20 protein-coding genes and 1 other annotated feature (1 of these 21 running past the window's edge) are annotated in these 21,890 nt (G+C 61.2%); of the genes, 10 read left to right on the forward strand and 10 right to left on the reverse strand.

The annotated features are described in order from the left end of the window. Window positions 1-125 (reverse strand) — a binding site (T-box leader) (it extends 121 nt beyond the left edge of the window). A gap of 233 nt (window positions 126-358) precedes the next feature. Continuing rightward, window positions 359-1,204, forward strand: a complete 846-nt coding sequence (locus QZS13_RS03675) for a DUF368 domain-containing protein (RefSeq protein WP_295585610.1) — start codon at window positions 359-361, stop codon at window positions 1,202-1,204. 36 nt (window positions 1,205-1,240) lie between these two features. Here QZS13_RS03675 and QZS13_RS03680 read toward each other — a convergent pair whose 3' ends face one another. From QZS13_RS03680 to QZS13_RS03710, 7 genes are all read right to left on the reverse strand, one after another. Beyond that, window positions 1,241-2,521, reverse strand: coding sequence for a methionine gamma-lyase family protein (locus QZS13_RS03680; RefSeq protein WP_295585615.1), 1,281 nt, complete (start codon window positions 2,519-2,521; stop codon window positions 1,241-1,243). A gap of 130 nt (window positions 2,522-2,651) precedes the next feature. Beyond that, window positions 2,652-3,545, reverse strand: coding sequence for an SH3 domain-containing C40 family peptidase (locus QZS13_RS03685; protein ID WP_295585618.1), 894 nt, complete (start codon window positions 3,543-3,545; stop codon window positions 2,652-2,654). A gap of 57 nt (window positions 3,546-3,602) precedes the next feature. Continuing rightward, complete coding sequence (locus tag QZS13_RS03690) at window positions 3,603-3,911, reverse strand: hypothetical protein (RefSeq protein ID WP_295585620.1); 309 nt, start codon at window positions 3,909-3,911, stop codon at window positions 3,603-3,605. 148 nt (window positions 3,912-4,059) lie between these two features. Further along, complete coding sequence (locus tag QZS13_RS03695; protein WP_295585622.1) at window positions 4,060-4,305, reverse strand: IreB family regulatory phosphoprotein; 246 nt, start codon at window positions 4,303-4,305, stop codon at window positions 4,060-4,062. A gap of 133 nt (window positions 4,306-4,438) precedes the next feature. After that, window positions 4,439-7,135 (reverse strand): phenylalanine--tRNA ligase subunit beta, encoded by a 2,697-nt coding sequence (pheT, locus tag QZS13_RS03700; protein WP_295585624.1) that lies wholly within the window; start codon window positions 7,133-7,135, stop codon window positions 4,439-4,441. A gap of 16 nt (window positions 7,136-7,151) precedes the next feature. Then, entirely contained in the window at window positions 7,152-8,177 is a 1,026-nt protein-coding gene (gene pheS, locus QZS13_RS03705; RefSeq protein ID WP_295585627.1) for a phenylalanine--tRNA ligase subunit alpha, read from the reverse strand. Between the two features lie 349 nt (window positions 8,178-8,526). Beyond that, complete coding sequence (locus QZS13_RS03710) at window positions 8,527-9,978, reverse strand: hypothetical protein (RefSeq protein WP_295585629.1); 1,452 nt, start codon at window positions 9,976-9,978, stop codon at window positions 8,527-8,529. 136 nt (window positions 9,979-10,114) lie between these two features. On the opposite strand from QZS13_RS03710, the gene QZS13_RS03715 reads away from it, so the two are divergent. From QZS13_RS03715 to nrdR, 7 genes are all read left to right on the forward strand, one after another. Then, a complete protein-coding gene (locus QZS13_RS03715; RefSeq protein WP_295585630.1) occupies window positions 10,115-11,653 on the forward strand; it encodes an NAD(P)H-hydrate dehydratase in 1,539 nt (512 codons plus the stop codon). A gap of 38 nt (window positions 11,654-11,691) precedes the next feature. Beyond that, on the forward strand, window positions 11,692-12,273 hold the full coding sequence (locus tag QZS13_RS03720) for a hypothetical protein (RefSeq protein WP_295585632.1): 582 nt from the start codon (window positions 11,692-11,694) through the stop codon (window positions 12,271-12,273). Window positions 12,274-12,300: 27 nt separating this feature from the next. Continuing rightward, window positions 12,301-13,467: an alanine racemase gene (alr, locus tag QZS13_RS03725; RefSeq protein ID WP_295585634.1), complete on the forward strand. Its 1,167-nt coding sequence runs from the start codon at window positions 12,301-12,303 to the stop codon at window positions 13,465-13,467. 171 nt (window positions 13,468-13,638) lie between these two features. After that, window positions 13,639-14,007 (forward strand): type II toxin-antitoxin system PemK/MazF family toxin, encoded by a 369-nt coding sequence (locus QZS13_RS03730; RefSeq protein ID WP_295585636.1) that lies wholly within the window; start codon window positions 13,639-13,641, stop codon window positions 14,005-14,007. A 70-nt stretch (window positions 14,008-14,077) separates the two neighbouring features. Beyond that, entirely contained in the window at window positions 14,078-14,578 is a 501-nt protein-coding gene (locus QZS13_RS03735) for a hypothetical protein (RefSeq protein WP_295585640.1), read from the forward strand. Window positions 14,579-14,653: 75 nt separating this feature from the next. Continuing rightward, complete coding sequence (locus tag QZS13_RS03740; protein WP_295585643.1) at window positions 14,654-15,178, forward strand: hypothetical protein; 525 nt, start codon at window positions 14,654-14,656, stop codon at window positions 15,176-15,178. 111 nt (window positions 15,179-15,289) lie between these two features. Next, window positions 15,290-15,745, forward strand: coding sequence for a transcriptional regulator NrdR (gene nrdR, locus QZS13_RS03745; RefSeq protein ID WP_295585645.1), 456 nt, complete (start codon window positions 15,290-15,292; stop codon window positions 15,743-15,745). A 3-nt stretch (window positions 15,746-15,748) separates the two neighbouring features. Here the strand turns inward: nrdR and QZS13_RS03750 are convergent, their stop codons facing one another. Next, window positions 15,749-16,132: a DUF4363 family protein gene (locus QZS13_RS03750; RefSeq protein ID WP_295585647.1), complete on the reverse strand. Its 384-nt coding sequence runs from the start codon at window positions 16,130-16,132 to the stop codon at window positions 15,749-15,751. After that, on the reverse strand, window positions 16,129-16,809 hold the full coding sequence (locus QZS13_RS03755) for a DUF421 domain-containing protein (RefSeq protein ID WP_295585649.1): 681 nt from the start codon (window positions 16,807-16,809) through the stop codon (window positions 16,129-16,131). The genes QZS13_RS03750 and QZS13_RS03755 overlap by 4 nt, the downstream gene beginning before the upstream one ends. A gap of 348 nt (window positions 16,810-17,157) precedes the next feature. On the opposite strand from QZS13_RS03755, the gene glmS reads away from it, so the two are divergent. Both glmS and QZS13_RS03765 read left to right on the forward strand, forming a co-directional pair. Beyond that, window positions 17,158-18,996, forward strand: a complete 1,839-nt coding sequence (glmS, locus tag QZS13_RS03760; protein ID WP_295585652.1) for a glutamine--fructose-6-phosphate transaminase (isomerizing) — start codon at window positions 17,158-17,160, stop codon at window positions 18,994-18,996. A 193-nt stretch (window positions 18,997-19,189) separates the two neighbouring features. Then, complete coding sequence (locus QZS13_RS03765) at window positions 19,190-20,875, forward strand: S-layer homology domain-containing protein (protein ID WP_295585656.1); 1,686 nt, start codon at window positions 19,190-19,192, stop codon at window positions 20,873-20,875. A gap of 45 nt (window positions 20,876-20,920) precedes the next feature. Here the strand turns inward: QZS13_RS03765 and QZS13_RS03770 are convergent, their stop codons facing one another. Next, a complete protein-coding gene (locus tag QZS13_RS03770) occupies window positions 20,921-21,817 on the reverse strand; it encodes a DMT family transporter (protein WP_295585661.1) in 897 nt (298 codons plus the stop codon). Window positions 21,818-21,890 lie beyond the last annotated feature (73 nt).

Here is a 21,890-nt window from a genome sequence, read left to right on the forward strand (position 1 = left end):
ATGCACCGGCAGTCGGCCACGCAACTCCGAGACCATGTTCGGCAGGCTCTTCCGTACCGCCTCGCACCAAACAGCGGCTCTCTGGGACGTATCTTCCTGCGTACTCTTCTCTTCATCGTCTTTGCGGTATGCACTTGTGTTATCTGTTTTGTAGTGTACACGTTATCGGTTTTAATGTCAACAAGTAAAACTGACGATACAATTTGATGCACGGAAGATAAAATTATGCAAAAAGCACAATTCTCTGCGACGGCGCCAAACGATGCAGAATTTTTACAAATTTCTGCACTGTATCGGATTGAAACTGTCCGGCAAAACTGCTACTATCAAATATTAAGAAAAATGAGAGAAGGTGCCGGTGCTGAAACGCGAGCAGGAAAATTCCAGAATCCATTGGCTGCGCAACCTTGTCTGCGGTGTGCTGATCGGCGCGGGAGCCATTTTGCCGGGCGTCTCCGGCGGTGTGCTGGCGGTGGTATTTGATATTTACCGTCCGTTTATGGAGATGCTGACCCATCCGACCACCGCGCTGCCGCGGTACTGGCACTGGCTGCCCCCGTTGGGCATCGGCTGCGCCGTCGGATTTCTCGGCGTGGCCAAGGGAATTGCTGCCAGCATGAATTGGTCAGCCTCCGTGACTACTTGGCTTTTCATCGGACTGATTGTAGGGACGATCCCGTCGCTGTTCCGGGAGGCCGGAAAGGAGGGGCGGAGCCCCTGGGCCTGGCTGAGTCTGGCCTTGTGTGCCGGCGCAGTGTTCTTCGGCCTCTTTTATGTGCAGTATGTATTGAAGGTGTCGGTGACACCCAACTTCTGGTGGTATAATTTCTGCGGCGTACTGTGGGGGATGGGGATTATTATCCCCGGGATGACGTCCTCCTCGGTAATGATGGCACTGGGGCTGTACCAGCCCATGCTCCAGGGATTGGCGCAGATGGACCTGGTGGTGCTCTCGGCGTGCCTGCCGGGTCTGATCGTCACCGTGGTGGTGCTGGCCCGGGCGGTCACCTGGCTGTTCCGCCGGCACTATGCCGTGGCGTTTCACGGAATCCTGGGCACGGTTGCCGCCTCTACCCTGGCCATTATCCCCACGGAGTACACAGGAGCGGGCGAGGTGGTGCTCTCGGCGCTGCTGTGCCTGGGCGGCTTTGCCCTGGCCTACGCCCTGGACCGGCTGGACCGGCGCATCCGGGCGGCGGAATAAAAAAGACTGTCCCATGGGGACAGTCTTTTTTTGATATCAGAGGGTCACGATTCCGGCCTCTACCAGCTTCTGGAGGCTCATGAGAATGCCCAGCTTGGCGTGGTACCAGGTGAGTCCGCCCTGGAAGTACACGGCGTAGGGGGGGCGGATGGGGCCGTCGGCAGAGAGCTCAATGGAGCTGCCCTGAATGAAGGCACCGGCGGCCATGATGACATCGGAGTCGTAGCCGGGCATGGCCCAGGGCTCCGGGGTCACATAGCTGTCCACGGGAGCGGCGGCCTGGATGCCCTTGCAGAAGGCCACCATGGCCTCCTTGCTGCCCAGCGTCACTGCCTGGATAATGTCGTGCCGGTCCTCGGCGGCGCCGGGAACGCAGGAAAAGCCCAGCTTTTCATAGATGTTTGCGGCAAAGATAGCGCCTTTGAGGGCGCCGGAAACCACCGTGGGGGAGAGGAAGAGCCCCTGGTAGAGGGCGGTCATGAGGCCCAGGTTGGCGCCTACCTCCTGCCCAAGGCCCGGGGCGGAGAGTCGGTAGGCGCACCGCTCCACGCACTCTTTTGTGCCGCAGATATAGCCGCCGATGGGAGCCAGGCCGCCGCCTGGGTTTTTGATGAGGCTGCCCACAACCATGTCGGCGCCTACGTCGGAGGGCTCCAGCCGCTCCACAAACTCACCGTAGCAGTTATCTACCATGACTTTCACGTCGGGCTTGATCTCCTTGCAGAAAGCGATGAGCTGGCCGATCTGTTCCACGGAGAAGGAGGGACGGGTGGCATAGCCTTTGGAGCGCTGGATGGTGATGAGCTTGGTGCGCTCGTTGATTTTAGAGCGGATGGCATCGTAGTCGAAGGAGCCGTCGGGTTTCAGATCAGCCTGGGCATAGGTGACACCGTACTCTTTCAGAGAGCACTTGCTCTCCCGGATGCCGATGACCTCCTCCAGCGTGTCGTAGGGAGCGCCCACGGGGGAGAGAAGTTCATCGCCGGGCAGGAGGTTGGCGGACAGGGCAATGGTCAGGGCGTGGGTGCCGCAGGTGATCTGGGGACGCACCAGGGCGGCCTCCGTATGGAATACGTCGGCGTAGACACGCTCCAGATTGTCCCGGCCCTCGTCGTTGTAGCCGTAGCCGGTGGTAGCGGCGAAGTGGGTGGCATTGACCCGGTTTTTCTGCATGGCGGCCAGGACCTTGCCCTGGTTATATTCGGCGGTCTGGTCGATGGATGCAAACCAGGGACGCAGATGCTCCAGGACCTGCTGGCCGAACTGGTATACAGCCGGGCTTACTCCCAGCTGCTGATACATTTCTTGGATCTCCATGGTGTTGTCTCAAACCTCGATTTTGGTAAATTTCATACAAAACGTAATTATAACAGGCCGACAGGCGATTGGCAAGTACAGGAAACGAAAAAGGCGGTACGCACTGCGTACCGCCTTTTAAAATGCCGTTTTAGACGTGGATTCCGCCCACGAAGTAGTTGTAATAGTAACCGCTGGTCAAAGTGCTGATGATCACGCCGCCGCTGGAAGAAGAGGAGGAGTGAATGAACTGACCATTGCCTATGTAGATGCCCGCGTGGGAACAGGCCTTGCCGGCGTTACGGCTGGGGTCGTTGAAAAATACCAAGTCGCCGGGCTGAAGAGCACCGATGCTCCAGACCTTGGTACCCAGACCGCTCTGCCACTGGCCGGTAGCCGTGTGGGGCAGGGAGTAGCCGTACTGCTGATAGACATACATGGTAAAGCCGGAGCAGTCGAAGCCGCTGGGGGAGGCGCCGCCGTACACATAACGGACGCCCAGATACTGCTTGGCAGTGTCCACGATGGCGCTGCCGGAGGAAGAGGAAGAGGACTGCGTCAGATCCAGGAAATCACTGCGGATGTAGCCCTCGGTGCCATATTTGCAGGTGACATCATACCAGCCGTCCACCAGGCCGTTGACGGTGACGATGGTGTCGGTATCCACCGTGGCCAGCACGGAGCTTTCCGTGGAGGCACCGGAGCGGACATTGACACCGTCGCTGTTGACCCGGCCGTACGTCTCAAACACGTTGTCCTGATCTACCAGCAGGTAGTCAGCGGAGACATAGCCGATATTGCCCTCGTAGGCCACTTTGTACCACCCGTCGGTGGAGTCATCCAGAATGGCCACGGCCACGCTCTTGTCCAGCGTGGTGACGATATCGGAGGAAGTGGAAGCCTCGGCGCGCAGACGCAGAGACGAACCGGTGGTGCAGCCGGCGCCGACAGCCACATCGGCGGCCATGGTATGAGCGGTCAGCAGCAAAGTCATGGGGAGCGCCAGAAAAAAGAGCTTTGCTGCCTTGCCTGCAAAGTGTGTCATGGGTGTACTTCCTTTCGTTTCTTTTGTGTGGGGGAAGGGGACGGCAGGGGAGGGGGATTATTTCTCCTTGCCGGCCAGGGCACGATCCAACCAGATGGCGGCCACATCCATGGCGGCGTACAGGCTGTCTTTCTCGCTCTTTTTGACCACCCGGTCCCGGGACTTGAGGTTGGCGTCCGTCAGCTGCAGCTGTACGGAAACCTTGGTGGCCACGTCAAGATCCTGCTCTTTCTTGCTCTCCAGGACCTGCATCATAATAATATATTTTTCAGCCATCGTGCCGTAGTAGATCAGGTTTTCTACCCGGCGAAGAGGATGGCCCTTATAAATCAGACCTTCCGCCTTGGCGGACTTGCTTTCAGGCATGCAAACACTCCTTAAAAAATTTTGTAACCAAATTGTAACAGATTTTATCCGATTTGTCAACGATTGGTGACAAACAAATTCCGGAAATTTCCCCCATTCACAAAAGAAACCCGCAAGGCAGGGCCTTGCGGGTGAAAAAGACGTTCCCTTATTGTCCCAGATATTTCCGAACCAACACCTGCAGCAGCTCGTCCCGGTCGATCTTACGGATCAGGGTGCGGGCATTGTTGTGGTTGGTGATATAGGTGGGATCTTCGGACAGGATATACCCCACAATCTGGTTGATGGGGTTGTAACCCTTCTCCTCCAATGCCTGATAGACAGTCGTCAGGATATGGCGGATCTCCGCGTCTTTTTCCATTGCGATGCTGAATTTCCGGGTATAATCGTCCATGCAGACACCACCTTTCTTGATTGATGGAAGAACCCTGAAACACAGAATACAGTATACTCGGTTTTTTTGCGACTGTAAAGCGTTTTCGTAAAAATCTTTTGCTCCCCCGCCTCCGGGCGGGGGAGCATTGTGTTCAGCGCAGGACGGCGCCCAGCTGGCTCTTGAGCAGAGCGAGGATGCTGGCCACATCCGCGTCGGCTTCCTCAGCGGTGAGGCTGCGTTCGTCGGAACGGAGAGTCAGGTTGAAGGCCACACTCTTCTTGCCCTCGGGTACGCCTGTACCGGTGTAGATATCGAAGAGGGAGACTTCCTTCAAAAGGCCCTTGGCGCCCTGACGGATGCACTCTTCCAGCGCGCCCACGGTGACGTTCTTGTCGCACACCACGGCGATGTCCCGGGTGACGGCGGGGAACTTGGGCAGAGGCTGATAGACAGGGCGGCCGCCCATGGAGGCAAGCAGTGCGTCAAAGGACAGCTCGGCGGCGTAGAGCTCGCAGTCCACGTCGTAGTTTTCCGCCACGTGGGGATGGACCTGACCCACCACACCCAGCAAGGTGCCACCGGCATAGACCTTGGCACAGCGGCCGGGGTGATAGGAGGGATTGGTGCGCTCGGCTTCCCAGCGCACATCGCTGATGCGCAGACCCTCCAGCACCGTCTCCACGGCGCCCTTGATAGAGAAGAAATCGCAGTCGGAGCCGTAGGCGCCCAGAGAGAGGACCTTGGGTTCGTTGGCCATGCCGGAGCCGTCGTTCTTGGCAAAGTAGGTGCGGCCCAGCTCATACAGGCGTACTGCTTTGTTGCGGTAGTGGTAGTTGCGGGAGAGAATCTCCAGCATGGACGGCAGTGTGGTGGTACGCATGATGGAGGTGTCCTCACCCAGGGGGTTGAGGATCTTCATGGACACCCGCAGGGGAGAGTCGGCAGGGAGGTCGATCTTGTCATAGTAGGTGGGGCTGATGAAGGAGTAGGTGATGATCTCGCTGTATCCTGCGGCACGGCACAGCGCGCCCAGGGCGTTTTCCGCCTTTTGCGCGGGCGTGTAGCCACGGCGGGCATTCAGGCCGCCGGAGAGAGTGTCGGGGATGTTGTTGTAGCCGTGGAACCGGGCCACCTCTTCGGCGATGTCGGACCAGTGCTCCACATCGGAGCGCCAGGAGGGCACGGTGATGGTGCTGCCCTCCAGCTGGAAGCCCAGGGACTCCAGAATGGTCCGCATTTCGCTCTCCGGCACGTCGGTGCCCAGGAAGGCGTTGATCTTGGGGGCGTCCAGTTCCACGGTGACGGGCCAGGAGTCCTTGGCGATCACGTCCAGCACGCCGTCCACCACCTCGCCGGCGCCCAGCAGCTCCACCAGCTCGCAGGCACGCTGCACGGCCAGCATGGTGTTCATGGGGTCCAGGCCCTTTTCATAGCGGGAGGAGGCCTCCGTGCGCATGTTCAGCGCGGCGGCGGTGCGGTGGATGGAGGAACCGGAGAAGTTGGCGGACTCGAAGAGCACCTGGGCGGTGTCGCCGATGATCTCGCTGTTGGCGCCGCCCATGACGCCGGCCACGCACACGGGCCGGTGCTCGTCGCAGATGCACAGCATGTCCTCGGTCAGGGCGTGATCCTTGCCGTCCAGGGTCTGGATGGACTCGCCGGGACGGGCGGTACGCACCACGATCTTGCCGCCCTCCACGCAGGAGAAGTCGAAGGCGTGCATGGGCTGACCGTACTCCAGCATGACGTAGTTGGTGATGTCCACGATGTTGTTGATGGGACGCACGCCGCAGTTGCGCAGCCGCTCCCGCATCCAGGCGGGGGAGGGCTGGATCTTCACGTTTTTCACCAGCCGGGCGGTGTACCGGGGGCACAGCTCCCCGTCCTCGATCTCAATATCCAGCATGTCGGCAATGGAGCCGCCGCAGCCGCGGATCTCGGGAGTGTGGAGCTTGAGGGGCTTGTGGAAGGTGGCGCTGGCCTCCCGGGCAAGGCCGATGACGCTCAGGCAGTCGGGCCGGTTGGGGGTGATCTCGAATTCCACCACATGGTCATCGGCGCCGATGACCTTGGCCATATCGTCGCCGGGCTGTACGCCCTCCTCGTTCAAAACCCAGATGCCGTCGGTGATGCAGTGGGGGAACTCCCGCTGCTCGGCGTGGAGGTCGGAGAGGGTGCAGATGGTGCCCTCCTTGGTGTTGTAGGCCACCAGGTCGCCCTCGTGGAGGTTCTGGCAGGCGGTCTCCGCCTGCACCGTCTCGCTGCCGGTGTCCAGCTCCGCGGCGTAGCGGCCGTAGGCCACCGTCTCGCAGGTGCACACCCGGGCGGCCACCACGGGACCGTAGATCTTGTGACCGGGCTGCACGTCGGCGGGAATGGAGGGCTTTTCCGGGTCGGTGGGCTTGTAGTCGTTCAGGATGGCCGCGGGCGTGATGACGGCGTAGGGATAGTCGTGCTCGGCAGTCAGGTTCAGCTCCTTGAGAGAGCAGAGCATGCCGTTGGAGACCACGCCCCGCAGCTTGCCCTTTTCGATCTTTACGCCGCCGGGCAGCAGGGACTTGTGCCGGGCCACGGGCACCAGGTCGCCCACATGGATGTTCCAGGCGCCGGTGACGATCTGGGTGGGCTCTGCCTCACCTACATCGATCTGGCAGACCCACATGTGGTCGGAGTCGGGGTGACGCTCCATGGAGACGATGCGGCCGACCACCACGTTCTGCAAAGATTCGTTCAGTACCTCCGTGATCTCCACCTTGGAGCCGGAGAGGGTCATGGCCTCAGCAAAGTCACGGTCGCCTACATCAGCCACGTCCACAAATTCATTGAGCCATTTTCTGGATAATTTCATTGCATTGCCCTCCTAATCAAAACTGCTCCAGGAAGCGGATATCGTTTTCAAAGATCAGCCGCAGGTCGCTGATTTTGAACTGGCCCATGGCCAGCCGCTCCAGGCCCATGCCGAAGGCGAAGCCGGAGTAGACCTCCGGGTCGATGCCGCAGCCCCGCAGAACCTTGGGATGGACCATGCCGGCGCCCAGCACCTCGATCCAGCCCTCGCCTTTGCAGGTGGGGCAGCCCACGCCGCCGCACTTGTGGCACTGGATGTCCATCTCGCAGGAGGGTTCGGTAAAGGGGAAGTGGTGGGGACGGAAGCGGGTCTTGGTATTGGGGCCGTAGATCTCCCGGATGACGGCGTTGAGGGTGCCCTTCAGGTCCGCCATGGTGACGCCCTTGTCCACCACCAGACCTTCAATCTGGTGGAACATGGGAGAGTGGGTGGCGTCCACCTCGTCCTTGCGGTACACACGGCCGGAGGAGATCATGCGGATGGGCACGCCGTAGGTCTCCATGGCCCGGATCTGCATGGGAGAAGTCTGGGAGCGCAGGAGAATGTTGCTGTCCTCCGTGAGGTAGAACGTGTCCGTCCAGTCCCGGGAGGGATGGTTTTCCGGGGCGTTGAGCTTGGTGAAGTTGTAGTCTGCCTGCTCGATCTCCGGGCCGTCCATGATCTCAAAGCCCATGTTGATGAAGATCTCCTTGATCTCGTCCAGCACGGTGTACATGGGGTGCTTGTGGCCCTGCTGGGTGCGCTTGCCGGGGATGGTGACGTCCACGGTCTCGGCGGAGAGCTTTTCCTCCATGGCCTTTTGGGCCAGAACGGCGGACTGGGAGGCGATAGCCTCCTCCACGGCGGCGCGCACGTCGTTGGCCAGCTGGCCCATAACGGGGCGCTCTTCGGGGGAGAGCTTGCCCATCTGCTTCAAAACGGCAGTCAGCTCGCCCTTTTTGCCCAGGTACTGGACCCGGACGGCCTCCAGCTCAGCGCTTTTCTGGGTGCCGGCGATGGCTTCCAGTGCGCTTTTGCGGATGGCTTCCAATTGTTCTTTCATAGCGATGCTCCTTCTATTTCCAATATTTTTGGCAAAACAAAAGACCCTCCGTCCCATCGCTGGGACGAAAGGCCATCCTTCCGCGGTACCACCCAAATTCGCGTGACAACCACGCGCACTTGCTGCCCCTGTAACGGAGGGCGCTCCGGCCGTGTCTCCACGGCGGCTCCCGGGCGAACCAAACCGGACGTGCGCAGTCTGGCTTGCAGCCGGTGACCAGACCTCTCTTGGCGCCGCTTGACGGTTATTTTCCCGTTCATCGCTGATATCAAGTACCACTTATATCACAGTAAAACACAAAATGCAAGCCCCAATCCGCCGCGCGTGGACGGATCGGGGCTGGAAATTTTCAGGAGAGCAGGCGGCCGTCCATGAGATCCTCGATTTCGATGGCAGCTACGGCGCCGTCCTTCATAAAAAAGGTGATGTGTTTGCAATAGGCCCACTGCCCCGGCTCGAACACCAGACCATAGTCGGCGTCCCATTGGGCCTCGCCCACGGCCTTCACGGCCACCGCCGACGGGTAGGCGGCCAGCACGTCGGCCTCGGAGGACCCCACGGCGATGCCGCCGGCGGTGGCGATGCCGGGCGCATCCACGATTATGCGAAAGACGGATTCTGCACCGTCCTCCGGGGAGACGTTGTACGATACGGTGAACGCGCCGCAATCCGCCTCTACAAAGGGATCGGCGCCGTCGGAGGCCTCGTGGTCCGTCCGGGACTCCGCCGTCAGGCCGTATCCCCAGGGGAAGGAGCCCTCCTGCGCGCCCAGGCAGAGCAGCTTGCCGTCCACGTCCAGGGCGAACTGGCTGTTGACGGCCTCCTTTGTGGACGCTGTATTTCTTTCGTAGGCGGCGCGGATCTTGTCCAGCACCGCCTGCTCCGCCTCCGTCTGAGGCTGGCAGCGGCCCAGCACGTTCAAAAATTCTATCTGCTGGTCGAAGGAGAGCCAGGCAGCGCTGGCCCCCGGCCCGCTCACCACGGCGTCGATGTTCATGGGCGGACCTTTTTCCCGGTAGGGGGAGTTGTCCAGCAGGGCCAGGGCATCCAGAATGTCCTCGGGCCGTTCCAGAAACCGCTGGTAGAGCAGGTCGCTGGGGGCCTCGGCGTAGGCGCCGTCGGCATAGATCAGATAGCATACCAGCTGCCAGTCGGAGTAGTCCCGGTAGGCGCCGGTGACTTCAAAGTCCTGGTAGTAGTCGATGGTGTATACCGTGTCTGCGTCCAGGTCCAGATCGTCGCTGGGACAGAAGCTGGTAAAGCGCCAGCCCGTCTCCGTCTTTTCGTAATCCAGCGTCCGCTGGGAGTATCCGACGGTGGACACGGTGTGAGGATGGCCGTCTGCCTGGATGGGCTGGTCTACGAAATCCGCCCAGAACGTGATGGTCACCGTCCAGTGGTTCTCATCCACCTGTCGGGCGGAGAGGGTCTTGTCCAAGAGATACACGTTCTGGCCCCGGGCGCCGCCGGCGCAGCAGAGCGTCCCGCCGATCTCTCGATAGCTGCCGTCTGAGAGCAGGGCGTCACTGATTTCGGGGGAGAAGCAGGCGCGCACCCGCGTTTCCAGGTCCGCCATGGTCTGAATGCCGTCGTACTCCACCGGATAATAGACGTCGCCGTCCGATTGGATGGCCTCGATACCGGTGGGCAGGGTGTGCAGGTCGAACCAGTCGTAGACCTCCGATGCGGCGGCGTAGGCGTCCAGCACCGCTTGTTCGTCCGGAGGAGGGGCCTGCTCTGGGGATGCGGCGCACCCGGCCAGCAGGCAAAGTGTCAGGAAAATGGGGGCGATGCGCTTCATGACCAGCGCCTCCTTTCTGCTGCCAGCATAGCAGGCTTCCCCGGGAAAAGCGTGACATTTTGGCAACAAAGAATTGCAAATACCAGGCAGGACTTCTATAATGGGGAAAAACAACGCACAAAAAGGAGGAAACGGCATGAAGCTGGCGACGGCAGAGCAGATGAAAGAGCTGGACCGGCAGGCCATCGAGGAGCGGGGCATCCCCTCCATTGATCTGATGGAGCGGGCCGGCGCGGCGGTGGCGGAGGCGGCGGCACTGATCGCCGGAAAAGGCCGCCGCCGGGCGGCGGTGCTGTGCGGTGCCGGCAACAACGGCGGAGACGGCATCTGCGCCGCCCGGCACCTTTTCCTGAAGGGAATAGAGGTGCGGGCCTATCTGGTGGGAGACTATGAAAAGCTGACGCCGGATGCCCGGGAGCAGACCCGGCGCCTGAGCGAGTGCGGCGTGGCGCTGCTGCCCTTTGACCCGGAGGATGAGGAAGCGCGTCGGTGGATTCTGCGCGCGGACGTATGCGTGGACGCCCTATTTGGCGTGGGCCTCTCCCGGCGGATCGATCCATCGTCCCATTGGGGCCGGGCCGTGGCGCTGATGAACGAGAGCCGGGGCGCCGTGGTGGCCGCCGATATCGCCAGCGGGGTAGACGCATCCACCGGCGAGTGCCTTGGAGAGCCAGTCAATGCTGTAAAGACAATTACATTTACACTTCCGAAAGCGGGACAGTTTGTAGGAAAAGGGGCCCTTTGCTCTGGCACGGTGGAGGTGCGGGACATCGGTATCCCGGCGCAGCTGGTGCGTGAGACCGTGTGTCCCATCCAGACAGTGGAGCGGGACTTTGTACGCCAGGCGCTGCCGCCCCGGCAGGCGGACGGCCACAAGGGCACCTTCGGCAAAGTGCTGGTGGTGGGCGGCGCCGTAGGCTATACCGGTGCGCCGTATCTGACGGCGCTGGCCGCCGTGCGCAGCGGCTGCGGATTGGTGTCGCTGGGGGTACCGGAGGCCATCTGGCCGGTGGAGGCCGCCAAGTGTGTGTCCGCCATGCCGTTCCCACTGCCGGACAAGGATGGGATGTTAAGTGATAAAGCTTTACAGAAAATCCTGGACAAACTGGCCGACTGTCAGGTGCTGGCCCTGGGTCCGGGCCTTAGCCGCAGCGAGCGGACGGGGCGGCTGGTGCGGGAGCTGCTGGCCCAGACGGATAAGCCGGTGGTGCTGGACGCCGACGGCATAAACGCCCTGGCCGGGCATATAGATGTGCTGGACGGACGGCGGGGCCGCGTGACGATCCTGACGCCCCACGACGGGGAGTTTGCCCGGATCTACGACGGGCCGGAGGAGGCTGGCCGGGCGGAGCAGGCCCGCTCCTTTGCCCGTGCCCACGGCTGTGTGCTGGTGCGCAAGGGCCATCGCACTTTGACGGCGGTGCCGGAGGGGAACGTGCTGGTGAATATCACCGGCAACTCCGGCCTTGCCAAGGGAGGCAGCGGCGATGTGCTCACGGGCGTCATCGCCTCGCTCCTTGCCCAGGGGGCCACGCCGGTGCAGGCGGCGGCCGGGGGCGTGTGGCTCCACGGACGGGCCGGAGAACTGGCGGCGGAGCGGGAGACGGCCTACGGCGTCACGCCGGCGGACGTGGCCCGGACGATTCCGGCGGCCATCCGGGAAATTTTGGGATAACGGAGGAGTTTGCGGTGCGCCTTGGGATGTGCGTACCAATGATGACCCTGTGCCTGCTGCTGTGCGGCTGCGCCCGGGGCGAGGAGACCGTCACAGCATCACAGCTGCGCCAGCCCTACATGGACATGTCCGGCTGTCAAATGGAGGCGGAGGTCACCTGTGACCAGGACGGGCAGGCGTGGACGGCGTCGCTGCTGTGCGACTATGTTCCGGAGGGGGACACGGTGATCGAAGTGCGCTCGCCGGAGCAGATTGCCGGGGTGCGGGCGGTGCTGGACGGCGAGACGCTGACGCTGGAGTACGAGGATCTCTGCCTGAATGCCGGGACGCTTTCCCGGGAAAAAATCAGCCCCATGGCGTGCCTGCCCAGGATGATGGATGCACTGCGCCAGGGCTGGCTTCTGGAGGAAAATCAGGAGGACTGGGGAGAGGTGCCCTGTCTGCGGCTCACGGTGGACCAGACCGGCACCGAGGCCGAGAAGGTCTATACGACGCTGTGGCTCCGGCTGGATGACGGCACGCCGCTGCGAGGGGAGATCGCCGTGGACGGGGAAATAATTTTGACGGCGGAGTTTACGAGTTTTGCCTTTTGTGATACAATCGACAGCCAAGAGGGGTAATCCTGTTGGCAGAAAGGTGACAAACATATGGAAGACGCAGTTTTGCGGCGTACCTGGGCGGAGATCGACCTGGATGCGCTGGAACATAATTACCGCCGCGCCCGGGCTCTGACAGGACCCGGCGTGCGGTATCTGGGCGTGGTGAAGGCGGATGCCTACGGCCACGGCGCCGTGCAGATCGGGCGTAAGCTGGAGTCTCTGGGGGCTGATTACCTGGCGGTCTCCAGTCTGGACGAGGCCCGGGAGCTGCGGCACGGGGGCATCACCATGCCCGTGCTCATTCTGGGCCACACGCCTCCGGACATGGTGCCGGAACTGATTCGCTACAACATTACCCAGGCGGTGTCCGCCCTGGCCAAGGCGGAGGAGTACAGCGCTGCAGCCGTTGCCTGCGGCGGTACGCTGCGTGTCCATATCAAGGTGGATACGGGGATGTCCCGTCTGGGCTTTCTGGTGCGGGACGGTCACTTTGAAGGGGGCGTTGCAGCCATTGCGTCGGCCTGCGCCCTGCCGGGGCTGGATGCGGAGGGCATCTTCACCCACTTTGCCGTCGCAGATGAGGACGGCGCTGAGGATGAGGCCTACACCCGGGAGCAGTTTTCCCTGTTCACCGCTGTTATCGATGCACTGGCCCGGCGGGGGAGGACATTTGCCATCCGCCACTGCGCCAACAGCGGAGCTCTTGCCCGTTATCCTGAGATGTATCTGGACATGGTGCGGCCCGGCATCGCCCTCTACGGCGCTGGGGCGGACGCACAGCGGCTGAATCTGCGGCCGGTTATGTCCCTCAAGACCTGTGTCTCTACCATCAAGGTCTATGATCCCGGAACCTCTGTCAGCTACGGCCGTACGTTCCGCACCACGGAGCGCACTCGGATGGGCGTGCTGCCCATCGGATACGCAGACGGCTTTTTCCGGGGCTGCTCCAACCGGGTGTGCGTACTGACGAAGCAGGGACCTGCCCCCATCCGGGGCCGGATCTGCATGGATATGTGCATGGTGGACCTGACGGAGCTGCCCGACGTACATGTGGGAGATACCGTAGAGATCTTCGGCGCCCGCCAGCGTGTGGACGACCTTGCCGCCATCCTTGGGACCATTCCCCACGAGCTGACCTGCGCGGTGAGCAAGCGGGTGCCGCGGCTGTACCTGGAGGGGGGCGCCGTGGTGGAGCGGAGCCTGCGGCTTTTGTGAGAGGACAGACACTTCGCAGCACGCCGGGACATAGACTGTCACGGGGCGGAGAGCGCGGAATTTTTTGCGGCTCCGGCCGGGTATAAATTCCGCATCCGTGTGGGAGAATGAAAGTGGCCTCACCGAACAGCTTTCGGTGGCGGGTACTTCTTTCGGCGGAGTGTGAACTTTGTGGATACAAGTATCAAACGCGGCGATATCTACTATGCCGATCTCTCCCCGGTGGTGGGCAGCGAACAGGGCGGCGTGCGTCCTGTGCTGATTATCCAGAACGACACCGGGAACCGTTACAGCCCTACCGTGATCGCGGCTGCCATTACGTCCCAGACAGGGAAAGCGCGGCTGCCTACCCATATTGACCTCCCCGTGGCCCAGAGCAGCGGCCTGAGCCGGGACTCCATCGTCCTTTTGGAGCAGGTGCGGACGCTGGACAAAAAGCGGCTGCGGGAGCGGATGGGCCATGTGGAAGAGGGCGTGATGGAAAAGGTGGACCTGGCCATCGCGGTGAGCTTTGGTCTGCCACACGACCAGATGGTATGAAACGGGCCCCTGGAAAGGGACAGCTCCCTTTTCAGGGGATCCCAGCACAAAAGAGTTTGGAGGTACATACATGCAACGAAAAAAGAACCGGTGGCTGCTGCGGGCGGTATTGCTGATGCTGGTTTGCAGCCTGATGACCATGACGGTGTCTCTGGCGGCGGAGGCCGGCTCTTCCGGAGATCCGCTGGTGACCCTCAGCTACCTCAACGGCACGTTTTTGGACAGCCTCATGGCCAAAGTGGATCAGAAAATCAGCCAGCGCAACAGCCAGCTGGGCCTGGGCGGCTCCTCCGGTGCCTCCAGCTCGGCCACGTTCTCGGTGGTGACGCTCTCTTCCGGACAGACGCTCACCGGCGACATCGGCTGTGAGGTCATGCTGCGGGTGGGCTCGGCCACCTGCGTCTCTCCCTCCAGTCCCGGCCTCATTGACGAGTCCGCTGCCACCACGCTGAACAACGGCGGTGCCCTGGTGACCAACCATCTCTACATGATGACCATCGAGGGCCGCGGCGTCAAAGCCGGCTCCGGTACTGTGAAGCTGCTGGTGCGGGGCGGATACACCGTCACCTGAAAACGGCATAGAGAAAACAGCCTGTGCATATCCATGGCACAGGCTGTTTTTTTATGGGAAAGGAGGGGCGGCGGGATGGAGCAATATCCGCTGATGTATCAGGGGGTGCCGGTTGGGGAGATGACCACGGAGACTTCCGGACTGTATGTCCGCTTCCGGGCGGCGGGACGTCTGCCGGACCAGGGCCTCTGGTGTGCCTGGGCCGTTGGAGAGAAGGGACAGCTGCGGCTGGGGGTGCTGGAGCCGGGGGACGGCGGTGCGTCCATCTGCCGCCGGATCTCTGCCCGGGAGGCGTCCGGGCTGGGGACAATGGAACGGGGAGAGCTGCGGCCGGCGGACCAGCGGACGCCGCAGGTTTGGGAGAACGCCGCGGCGCCGGAGCAGCTGTTTTCCACCGGATGGCTCCGGCGGGGACTGCGGGGGCGCATGGGGGTTCTGACACGGTCAGAGGGACCGTTCCGCTATGTGGCGATCCCCTGGGAGCCGGGGGAGCCCTTTCCGTTGATTTCCCTTTTCTGCCTTGCGTCGGTACAGACGGTGGAAGGGAGGCGCCGGGCGGTGTTCCGCTTTGGAGAGGGAGAGCGGCCGGTACTTCCGTAAAGCGGGAAAATTTAAAAAAACCGATACCATATTTTGCGGTGTCATGGTATAATGGCCACAAGTCGTACTGCCGGAGCGCCGGCCATTCTGAATCGTTTCAGGAGGTTCACCATGAAGTGTCCGTATTGTGGCTATAACGAGAGCAAGGTCATCGACTCCCGCCCCGCAGACGAGGGGGCCAGCATCCGCCGCCGGAGAGAGTGTTTATCCTGCGGCAAGCGGTTCACCACCTATGAGACGGTGGAGAGCCTGCCTATGGTGGTGGTGAAAAAGGACGGTAGCCGTCAGAGCTTTGACCGCAGCAAGGTGCTCGGCGGTATGATCCGGGCCTGCGAGAAGCGTCCGGTTCCCCTGGCGGAACTGGAGAAGATCGCCGAGGAGATCGAGCAGGACCTCCAGAACTCCATGGAGCGGGAGATCAGCACCGAGGCCATCGGCGAAAAGGTCATGGACCGGCTGCGCGCTGTGGACCAGGTGGCCTATGTGCGCTTTGCCTCCGTGTACCGCCAGTTCAAGGATATCGACACGTTCATGGCCGAGCTGAACAAGCTGCTGTCGGAGAAGTGACGTTCAGAGAATGTTCCGCAGATTGCACCGCTCCATTTCTGCCAGCAGCCGCAGCTGGTGGCGCAGATCGGCCAGCTCGCTTTGCAGCTGGGCAAGGTCCCCTGCTTTAGTGCTGACTGCCGCCCGGCGGTACATGGCCTCCGCGTCGTCCACCGCTTCGTGGCGGGAGACAATATGCAGGTAGTTCTGGGAATCCTGCCAGTCGTCATAACTGCGCCCCAATGCGCTGCCGGCTTCCTGCCACTGTTCTGCCAGTGCCAGAAGCTCCACCTGCCGCAGCTGCTCATCCCATCGTTGGGTGCGGCCGGTCATGGAGCGGGCGTTCCATATGCAAAAAGCCAGCAGCACTGCCAGTACAGACAGCGGAAGAAGATAGGAGTGTTTCATGTGCCCTCCTTTTTGATGCACAGCACGCTGCCTTGCCCGTCTACCGTCAGCAAAAATACCTGACGGTGGGAGGTGAGGCGGCGTTTTTTCAGTTCCCGGGCCAGCCAGGCATCGTCATGACCGCTGGCAGCCAGATTTCGGGACAGCAGCCGCCCGTCGTTGACGATGACCACCGGCAGTGTTACCGGATCCTGAATGGCCACGCCCAGCTGCTGGGCGGTGGGGGGCTGTTTTGTCTCGTAGGGCAGGACGGAGAGCTGGCCGGAATTTTCCAGAATGGCGTACTTCACATCGGATACGCTGGCGATGCCCTGACCCCGCAGCTGCTCCAGCAGCTCATCCAGCGTATAGCGGTTTTTCTTCATGGCCTGCTGCTGCATCTGACCGTCCCGAATGAGGATGGCGGGTGTACCGCATACCAGCGCCCGGAAGCGCAGGTGGTGCAGCGAGAGCTGGCTGATGAGCAGAGAGAGGCTCAGCAGCGTCAAAATGGGGATCACGCCGGTGAGCAGCGGAATACCGAAATCCTGCATGGGCACCGTGGCCAGATCTGAGATCATCATGGTCAGCACCAGTTCTCCCGGCTCCAGCTGTCCAATCTGCCGCTTTCCCATCAGCCGCAGTCCCACCACGATGAGAAAATAAAGGATCACCGTGCGCGCAAAGGCTGTAATCATAGGCGTTTCCCTCCTGGCAGGGAGTGTGCCCGGAAAAATGGTGGTTATTCACACTTGCGCTTTTTGAAATTTTCGCATATACTGCTACCAGTTAAATCGCAGAGGTGAAAGGAGGCTTATGGGCAGGACCCATCACAGCGCCATGTGCCTGCGGCACGGTCCGCAGGATAACGAGGAGAGGGGAGTATCGAACATTCGGCGGGTGCCCCTTCGTGGCCGCGGCTGCGCACACAGCAAACAAATATGCGGGTAACCGCAGAACAAAAAGGCTGTGACCGCGGGAAAAGCGACAAATGACTGCGCATTTGTCCTTTTGGTAATCGATTTTATCAGGAGGATTTTATCATTATGTGCGGAATTATCGGATATGTTGGCACAGAGAACGCGGCGCCCATCCTGCTGGACGGACTTGCGCGGATGGAGTACCGGGGCTATGACTCTGCCGGTGTGGCGGTGCGTTCTGAGACCCGCGGGCTCCAGGTGAAAAAGAGCAAGGGACGGCTCCAGGTGCTCAGTGACATGATTCACGGCGGCGCCGACCTGGAGGGGTGCCTGGGCATCGGACATACCCGCTGGGCAACCCACGGTGAGCCCAACGACATCAACGCCCACCCCCATGTCAGTGAGAACGGGTCCATTGCACTGGTACACAACGGCATTATTGAAAACTATCTGGAGATCAAGGAGCACCTGCAGAAGCTGGGGGTGAAATTCACCTCCGACACGGACTCCGAGGTGGTGGCCCAGCTGCTGGAATACCACTATAATGAGTGCCACAATATGCTGGAGGCCGTGGGCCGGTGTCTGCGGCGGATCGAGGGCTCCTACGCCCTGGGCATCATCTGCGCCGACTATCCCAATGCCCTGATCGCCGCCCGGAAGGACAGTCCGCTGATCCTGGGCTACGGTGAAAACGGCAACTATCTGGCCTCTGATGTCACGGCCATCATCAAGCACACCCGGGATGTGGTCTACATGGACGACGGGGAGATTGCTGTGCTGACGGCGGACAGCATCGATGTTTTTGACGATGAGCTGGTGCCGGTGGCAAAGGAACACCACCTGGTGGGCTGGGATGTGTCCGCGGCGGAAAAGGGGGGCTATCCCCATTTCATGTTCAAGGAGATCATGGAACAGCCCGAGGCCATCCGCAAGACCGTCTCTCCCCGGGTGCGGGACGGCCGCGTGGTGCTGGACGACTTCCATATGACCGCGGAGGAGGTTCGGAGCCTCTCCCGGATTTTCATTATTGCCTGCGGCTCTTCCTACCATGTGGGCGTGGTGAGCAAGTACAACTGGGAGCGGCTGCTGCGCCGTCCGGTGGAGGTTTGCCTGGCCTCCGAATTCCGGTATAGTGATCCGCTGGTGGATGACCACACGCTGGTGGTGGTTATCAGCCAGTCCGGCGAGACGCTGGATACCATGGCCGCCATGCGGGAGGCAAAGCGCCGGGGAGGCCGGACGCTGGCCATTGTGAACGTGGTGGGCAGCTCCATTGCCCGGGAGGCCGACCATGTGCTCTACACCTGGGCCGGTCCCGAGATTGCCGTGGCCACCACCAAGGCCTACTCCACCCAGCTGGTGCTGATGGATCTGATCGGACTGTATCTGGGCGACCTGCTGGGGACTGTGCCGGCGGAGGAGTACAACGCCATTGTGGAGGGCGTGGAGCGTCTTCCGGAGCAGATGCAATCCTGGCTTTCCAATGTGGAGGATGTGCAGTACTTTGCTTCCCGCTACTTCAATCACGCCTCCATGTTCTTCATCGGACGCAATCTGGATTATGCCATGGGTCTGGAGGGGTCCCTCAAGCTCAAGGAGATCAGCTACATCCACTCGGAAGCCTACGCATCCGGCGAGCTCAAGCACGGCACCATCTCTTTGATCGAGCCGGGCACACTGGTGGTGGCTCTGGGAACCTACGCGCCGCTGTTCGACAAGTTCATCAGCAACGTGGTGGAGGTAAAGGCCCGGGGAGCAGAGGTCATGGCGCTGACTACTGAGGATTTCCGGGAGAAGATGGGCAAGACGGCGGATGCTGTTTTGACCGTACCCAAGACCCATCCCATCCTGCAGCCCTCTTTGGGCGTGGTGCCGCTGCAGCTGTTTGCCTACTACGTGGCATTGCAGAGAGGCTGTGACATTGATAAGCCCCGGAACCTGGCCAAGAGCGTTACCGTGGAATAAGTGAAATAAACACCCCCGTGCTGACGGCACGGGGGTGTTTTTCTGCGGCCGGAGCGTTGACATGGTTAACGCCTGTATGGTACTATGTAAACCGAAAACCACTGGTTCCCGCCGGCGGGAGACGCTGGCGGGAACTTTTTTCGGGATTGCCCCGTCGAACCTTGTCGAGACAAAACAGCAGAGAGGAGCAGCCATGTACAAAAGACGTTTTTTCGCATCGCTCACCGCATTGGCGCTGGCGGCGGGCCTTGCTATGACACCGGCAAACGCCGCGTTTACCGACACGCAGGGTCACTGGGCTCAGGAGGCCATCACCAAGTGGAGTGAGGAATACGGACTGATCACCGGTTATGAGGACGGCACGTTCCGGCCGGACAACTCTATCACCCGGGGTGCTTTCGCCGGAATTCTGGACCGCTTTTTGAAGTACACCGCCGTCTCTCCGGCGTCCACCTTTTCCGACACGGCCGGGACCTACTGGGAGACGTCCATCCTCAAGCTCCACGCGGCGGGAGTATACCTGGGTACGGACGGCGCGGCCCTGCCCGGCAATTCCATTACCCGCCAGCAGGCGGTGACCATGATCGCTCGGGCCTTCGGCATTACCGGCACATCCACGTCGCTGCCCTATGCCGACGCCGGACAGATTGCCTCTTATGCAAAATCCCCTGTTGCGGAGATGACGGCCCGGGGCTACATCACGGACTGTGCTGACGGTAATTTCCGTCCCACGGACCCCATTACCCGGGCGGAGATCGTGAACATCATGAACAACATGGTGCAGGTGCTCATTCAGAACACCCAGGTCTACACGGGCAACATCCCCGGCACGGTGCTCATCAACTCCGCCGAAGGCGCGTACCTCTCCGGCATGCACATTACCGGGGACCTGATCCTGGCGCCGGGGGTACAGGACACGGTGACGCTGGAGGACGTGACTATAGACGGAACGATCCGTAATTTCAGCTCCGTGACGCCTACCATCACCTCTGCCAGCGACCCGGATGAGGACCCGGACCGTCCCACGGACACAGAGGAGCCGGGGAATGCAGAGAAGCCGGAGGAGGAAAAGCCGGGCATCCGGCCCCAGGACGTGTACACGCCTGGCAAGACCACCGGAGAGTACATTCAGTACAGCGGCAAGTCCTACCCCGTGTATGCCGACGCCGAGCCCATTTCCCTCTATGACGGGGACTTCTACTGGGAGGGTGACCGCCTGGTATACAGCGGCCGGGATTTCCGCACCCGCTTCGGCATCGACGTGTCCGCCTATCAAAACCGGGCCAGCCAGAACCAGACCATCGACTGGAATGCCGTGGCGAATGACGGCGTGGAGTTTGCCATGGTTCGGGTAGGCCTGCGGGGCTATTCCAACGGCAATCTGCTCTCCGACGCCTTCTACCGTCAGAACATCGAGGGCGCCATGGCAGCGGGCCTTGAGACGGGTGTCTACTTCTTCGCCCAGGCCATCACCGTGGAGGAGGCCATTGAGGAGGCGGACTTTGTCATCAGCCTGCTGGACGGCATGGAGATCAACGGGCCCGTGGCCTACGACTGGGAGATGCACGATTCCACCTACCGGGTCTACGGCACCACGCCGGAGATGGCTACCGCCTGCGCCGTGGCGTTCTGCAAGCGAATTGAGGAGGCAGGCTATGAGGCCATGGTGTACGCGGGACAGTATGTCAGCTATATCAAATACGACCAGGGCGCCCTGGCTCCGTACCTTTACTGGTATCCGGAGTACAAATCTGCGTCTTCCCAGAAGCTCTATCCCACGTTCTATTATCAGATGGATTACTGGCAGTTCTCCAGCAGCTGTTCCATTGATGGAATCGGCGGAAAGGTGGACGGCAACATCCAGTTCATCCGGCGATAAAAGAAAAAGAGCCGCCCGGCAGGGCGGCTCTTTCTTTGTTGGGACTCAGGCAGTTTGTCTGCGGGCGGCAGGAGATGGACGCTGGGAGAGAATCACACCGGCGGTGATCAGCACCGCGCCCACCAGGGCCAGGGGGGAGATGGGCTCGTCCAGGAAGATCCGGGCGGCCACAATGGTGATGAAAGGCATTAAGTAGATGAATGTGTTGGTGGTGACCACGCCCAAAAGGCGGAAGGCCTTGTTCCAGAGCACAAAGCAGAGGGCGCTGCCCACCAGACCCAAAAAGAGGAAGTTTGCGATACCGGAGGCCGTCAGCAGCGGCGCTGTGGGGTAGGGGACGCCTTCCGCTGCCACCAGCGGCACGGCGGTCACGATGCCCCAGAACATGGTGCGCCGGGTGACGAGAATGGAGTCCAGACCACGGCTGGCCCGCCGCAGCAGCACCGAGTAGACTGCCCAGCACACGGCGGCGGCCAGGGCAAGCAGGTCGCCCCTGGGATTGAGTTTGAGGACGAACGTGCCGTTGCACACCACCAAAATCACACCGGAAAAAGCCACCAGAAAGCCCAGCAGGGTAGAGGCGCGGAACCGTTCCTCGCCGGTAAAGTGGGCCAGAATGGCGGTGAAGATGGGGGCGGCGGCCACGATGATGCTCACATTGGAGGCCAGTGTGTAAGATAAGGCGGTGTTTTCTGTATAAAAGTAGGCGGTGCAGCCCAGAAGCCCCAGCAAAAAGAACACGCCCTCCTGGCGCAGCGTCAGGGCAAGACGCCTGGGACGCAGCAGCCACAGCGCACAGTAGGCCAGGACGAAGCGGGTGAGCATGATCTGGGCCGGGGTGTAGAATTCCAGCAGCACCTTGCTGGAGATGAAGGTAGAGCCCCATACGATCACGGTGAAAGCCGCAAAACAGTATCCGGGGAGCCGTTCTTGCTTTTTCATAGAATCCTCCTGGTGTGAATTTTCCAGACCATCATATCACGGCTGCCGTGTCGGGGCAAGCGTGCAGGAACGG

The organism is uncultured Oscillibacter sp. (assembly GCF_900546705.1).
Classification (GTDB): Bacteria; Bacillota; Clostridia; order Oscillospirales; family Oscillospiraceae; genus Oscillibacter.

Coding starts and splice junctions, on each gene's coding strand:
- QZS13_RS03735 (WP_295585640.1), top strand. CDS start 14,078: ATGCAACGAAAAAAGAACCGGTGGCTGCTGCGGGCGGTATTGCTGATG.
- QZS13_RS03720 (WP_295585632.1), top strand. CDS start 11,692: ATGATGACCCTGTGCCTGCTGCTGTGCGGCTGCGCCCGGGGCGAGGAG.
- nrdR (WP_295585645.1), top strand. CDS start 15,290: ATGAAGTGTCCGTATTGTGGCTATAACGAGAGCAAGGTCATCGACTCC.
- QZS13_RS03710 (WP_295585629.1), bottom strand. CDS start 9,978: ATGAAGCGCATCGCCCCCATTTTCCTGACACTTTGCCTGCTGGCCGGG.
- QZS13_RS03770 (WP_295585661.1), bottom strand. CDS start 21,817: ATGAAAAAGCAAGAACGGCTCCCCGGATACTGTTTTGCGGCTTTCACC.
- QZS13_RS03685 (WP_295585618.1), bottom strand. CDS start 3,545: ATGACACACTTTGCAGGCAAGGCAGCAAAGCTCTTTTTTCTGGCGCTC.
- QZS13_RS03715 (WP_295585630.1), top strand. CDS start 10,115: ATGAAGCTGGCGACGGCAGAGCAGATGAAAGAGCTGGACCGGCAGGCC.
- QZS13_RS03750 (WP_295585647.1), bottom strand. CDS start 16,132: ATGAAACACTCCTATCTTCTTCCGCTGTCTGTACTGGCAGTGCTGCTG.
- QZS13_RS03695 (WP_295585622.1), bottom strand. CDS start 4,305: ATGGACGATTATACCCGGAAATTCAGCATCGCAATGGAAAAAGACGCG.
- QZS13_RS03680 (WP_295585615.1), bottom strand. CDS start 2,521: ATGGAGATCCAAGAAATGTATCAGCAGCTGGGAGTAAGCCCGGCTGTA.
- glmS (WP_295585652.1), top strand. CDS start 17,158: ATGTGCGGAATTATCGGATATGTTGGCACAGAGAACGCGGCGCCCATC.
- QZS13_RS03740 (WP_295585643.1), top strand. CDS start 14,654: ATGGAGCAATATCCGCTGATGTATCAGGGGGTGCCGGTTGGGGAGATG.
- alr (WP_295585634.1), top strand. CDS start 12,301: ATGGAAGACGCAGTTTTGCGGCGTACCTGGGCGGAGATCGACCTGGAT.
- QZS13_RS03765 (WP_295585656.1), top strand. CDS start 19,190: ATGTACAAAAGACGTTTTTTCGCATCGCTCACCGCATTGGCGCTGGCG.
- pheS (WP_295585627.1), bottom strand. CDS start 8,177: ATGAAAGAACAATTGGAAGCCATCCGCAAAAGCGCACTGGAAGCCATC.
- QZS13_RS03755 (WP_295585649.1), bottom strand. CDS start 16,809: ATGATTACAGCCTTTGCGCGCACGGTGATCCTTTATTTTCTCATCGTG.
- pheT (WP_295585624.1), bottom strand. CDS start 7,135: ATGAAATTATCCAGAAAATGGCTCAATGAATTTGTGGACGTGGCTGAT.
- QZS13_RS03690 (WP_295585620.1), bottom strand. CDS start 3,911: ATGCCTGAAAGCAAGTCCGCCAAGGCGGAAGGTCTGATTTATAAGGGC.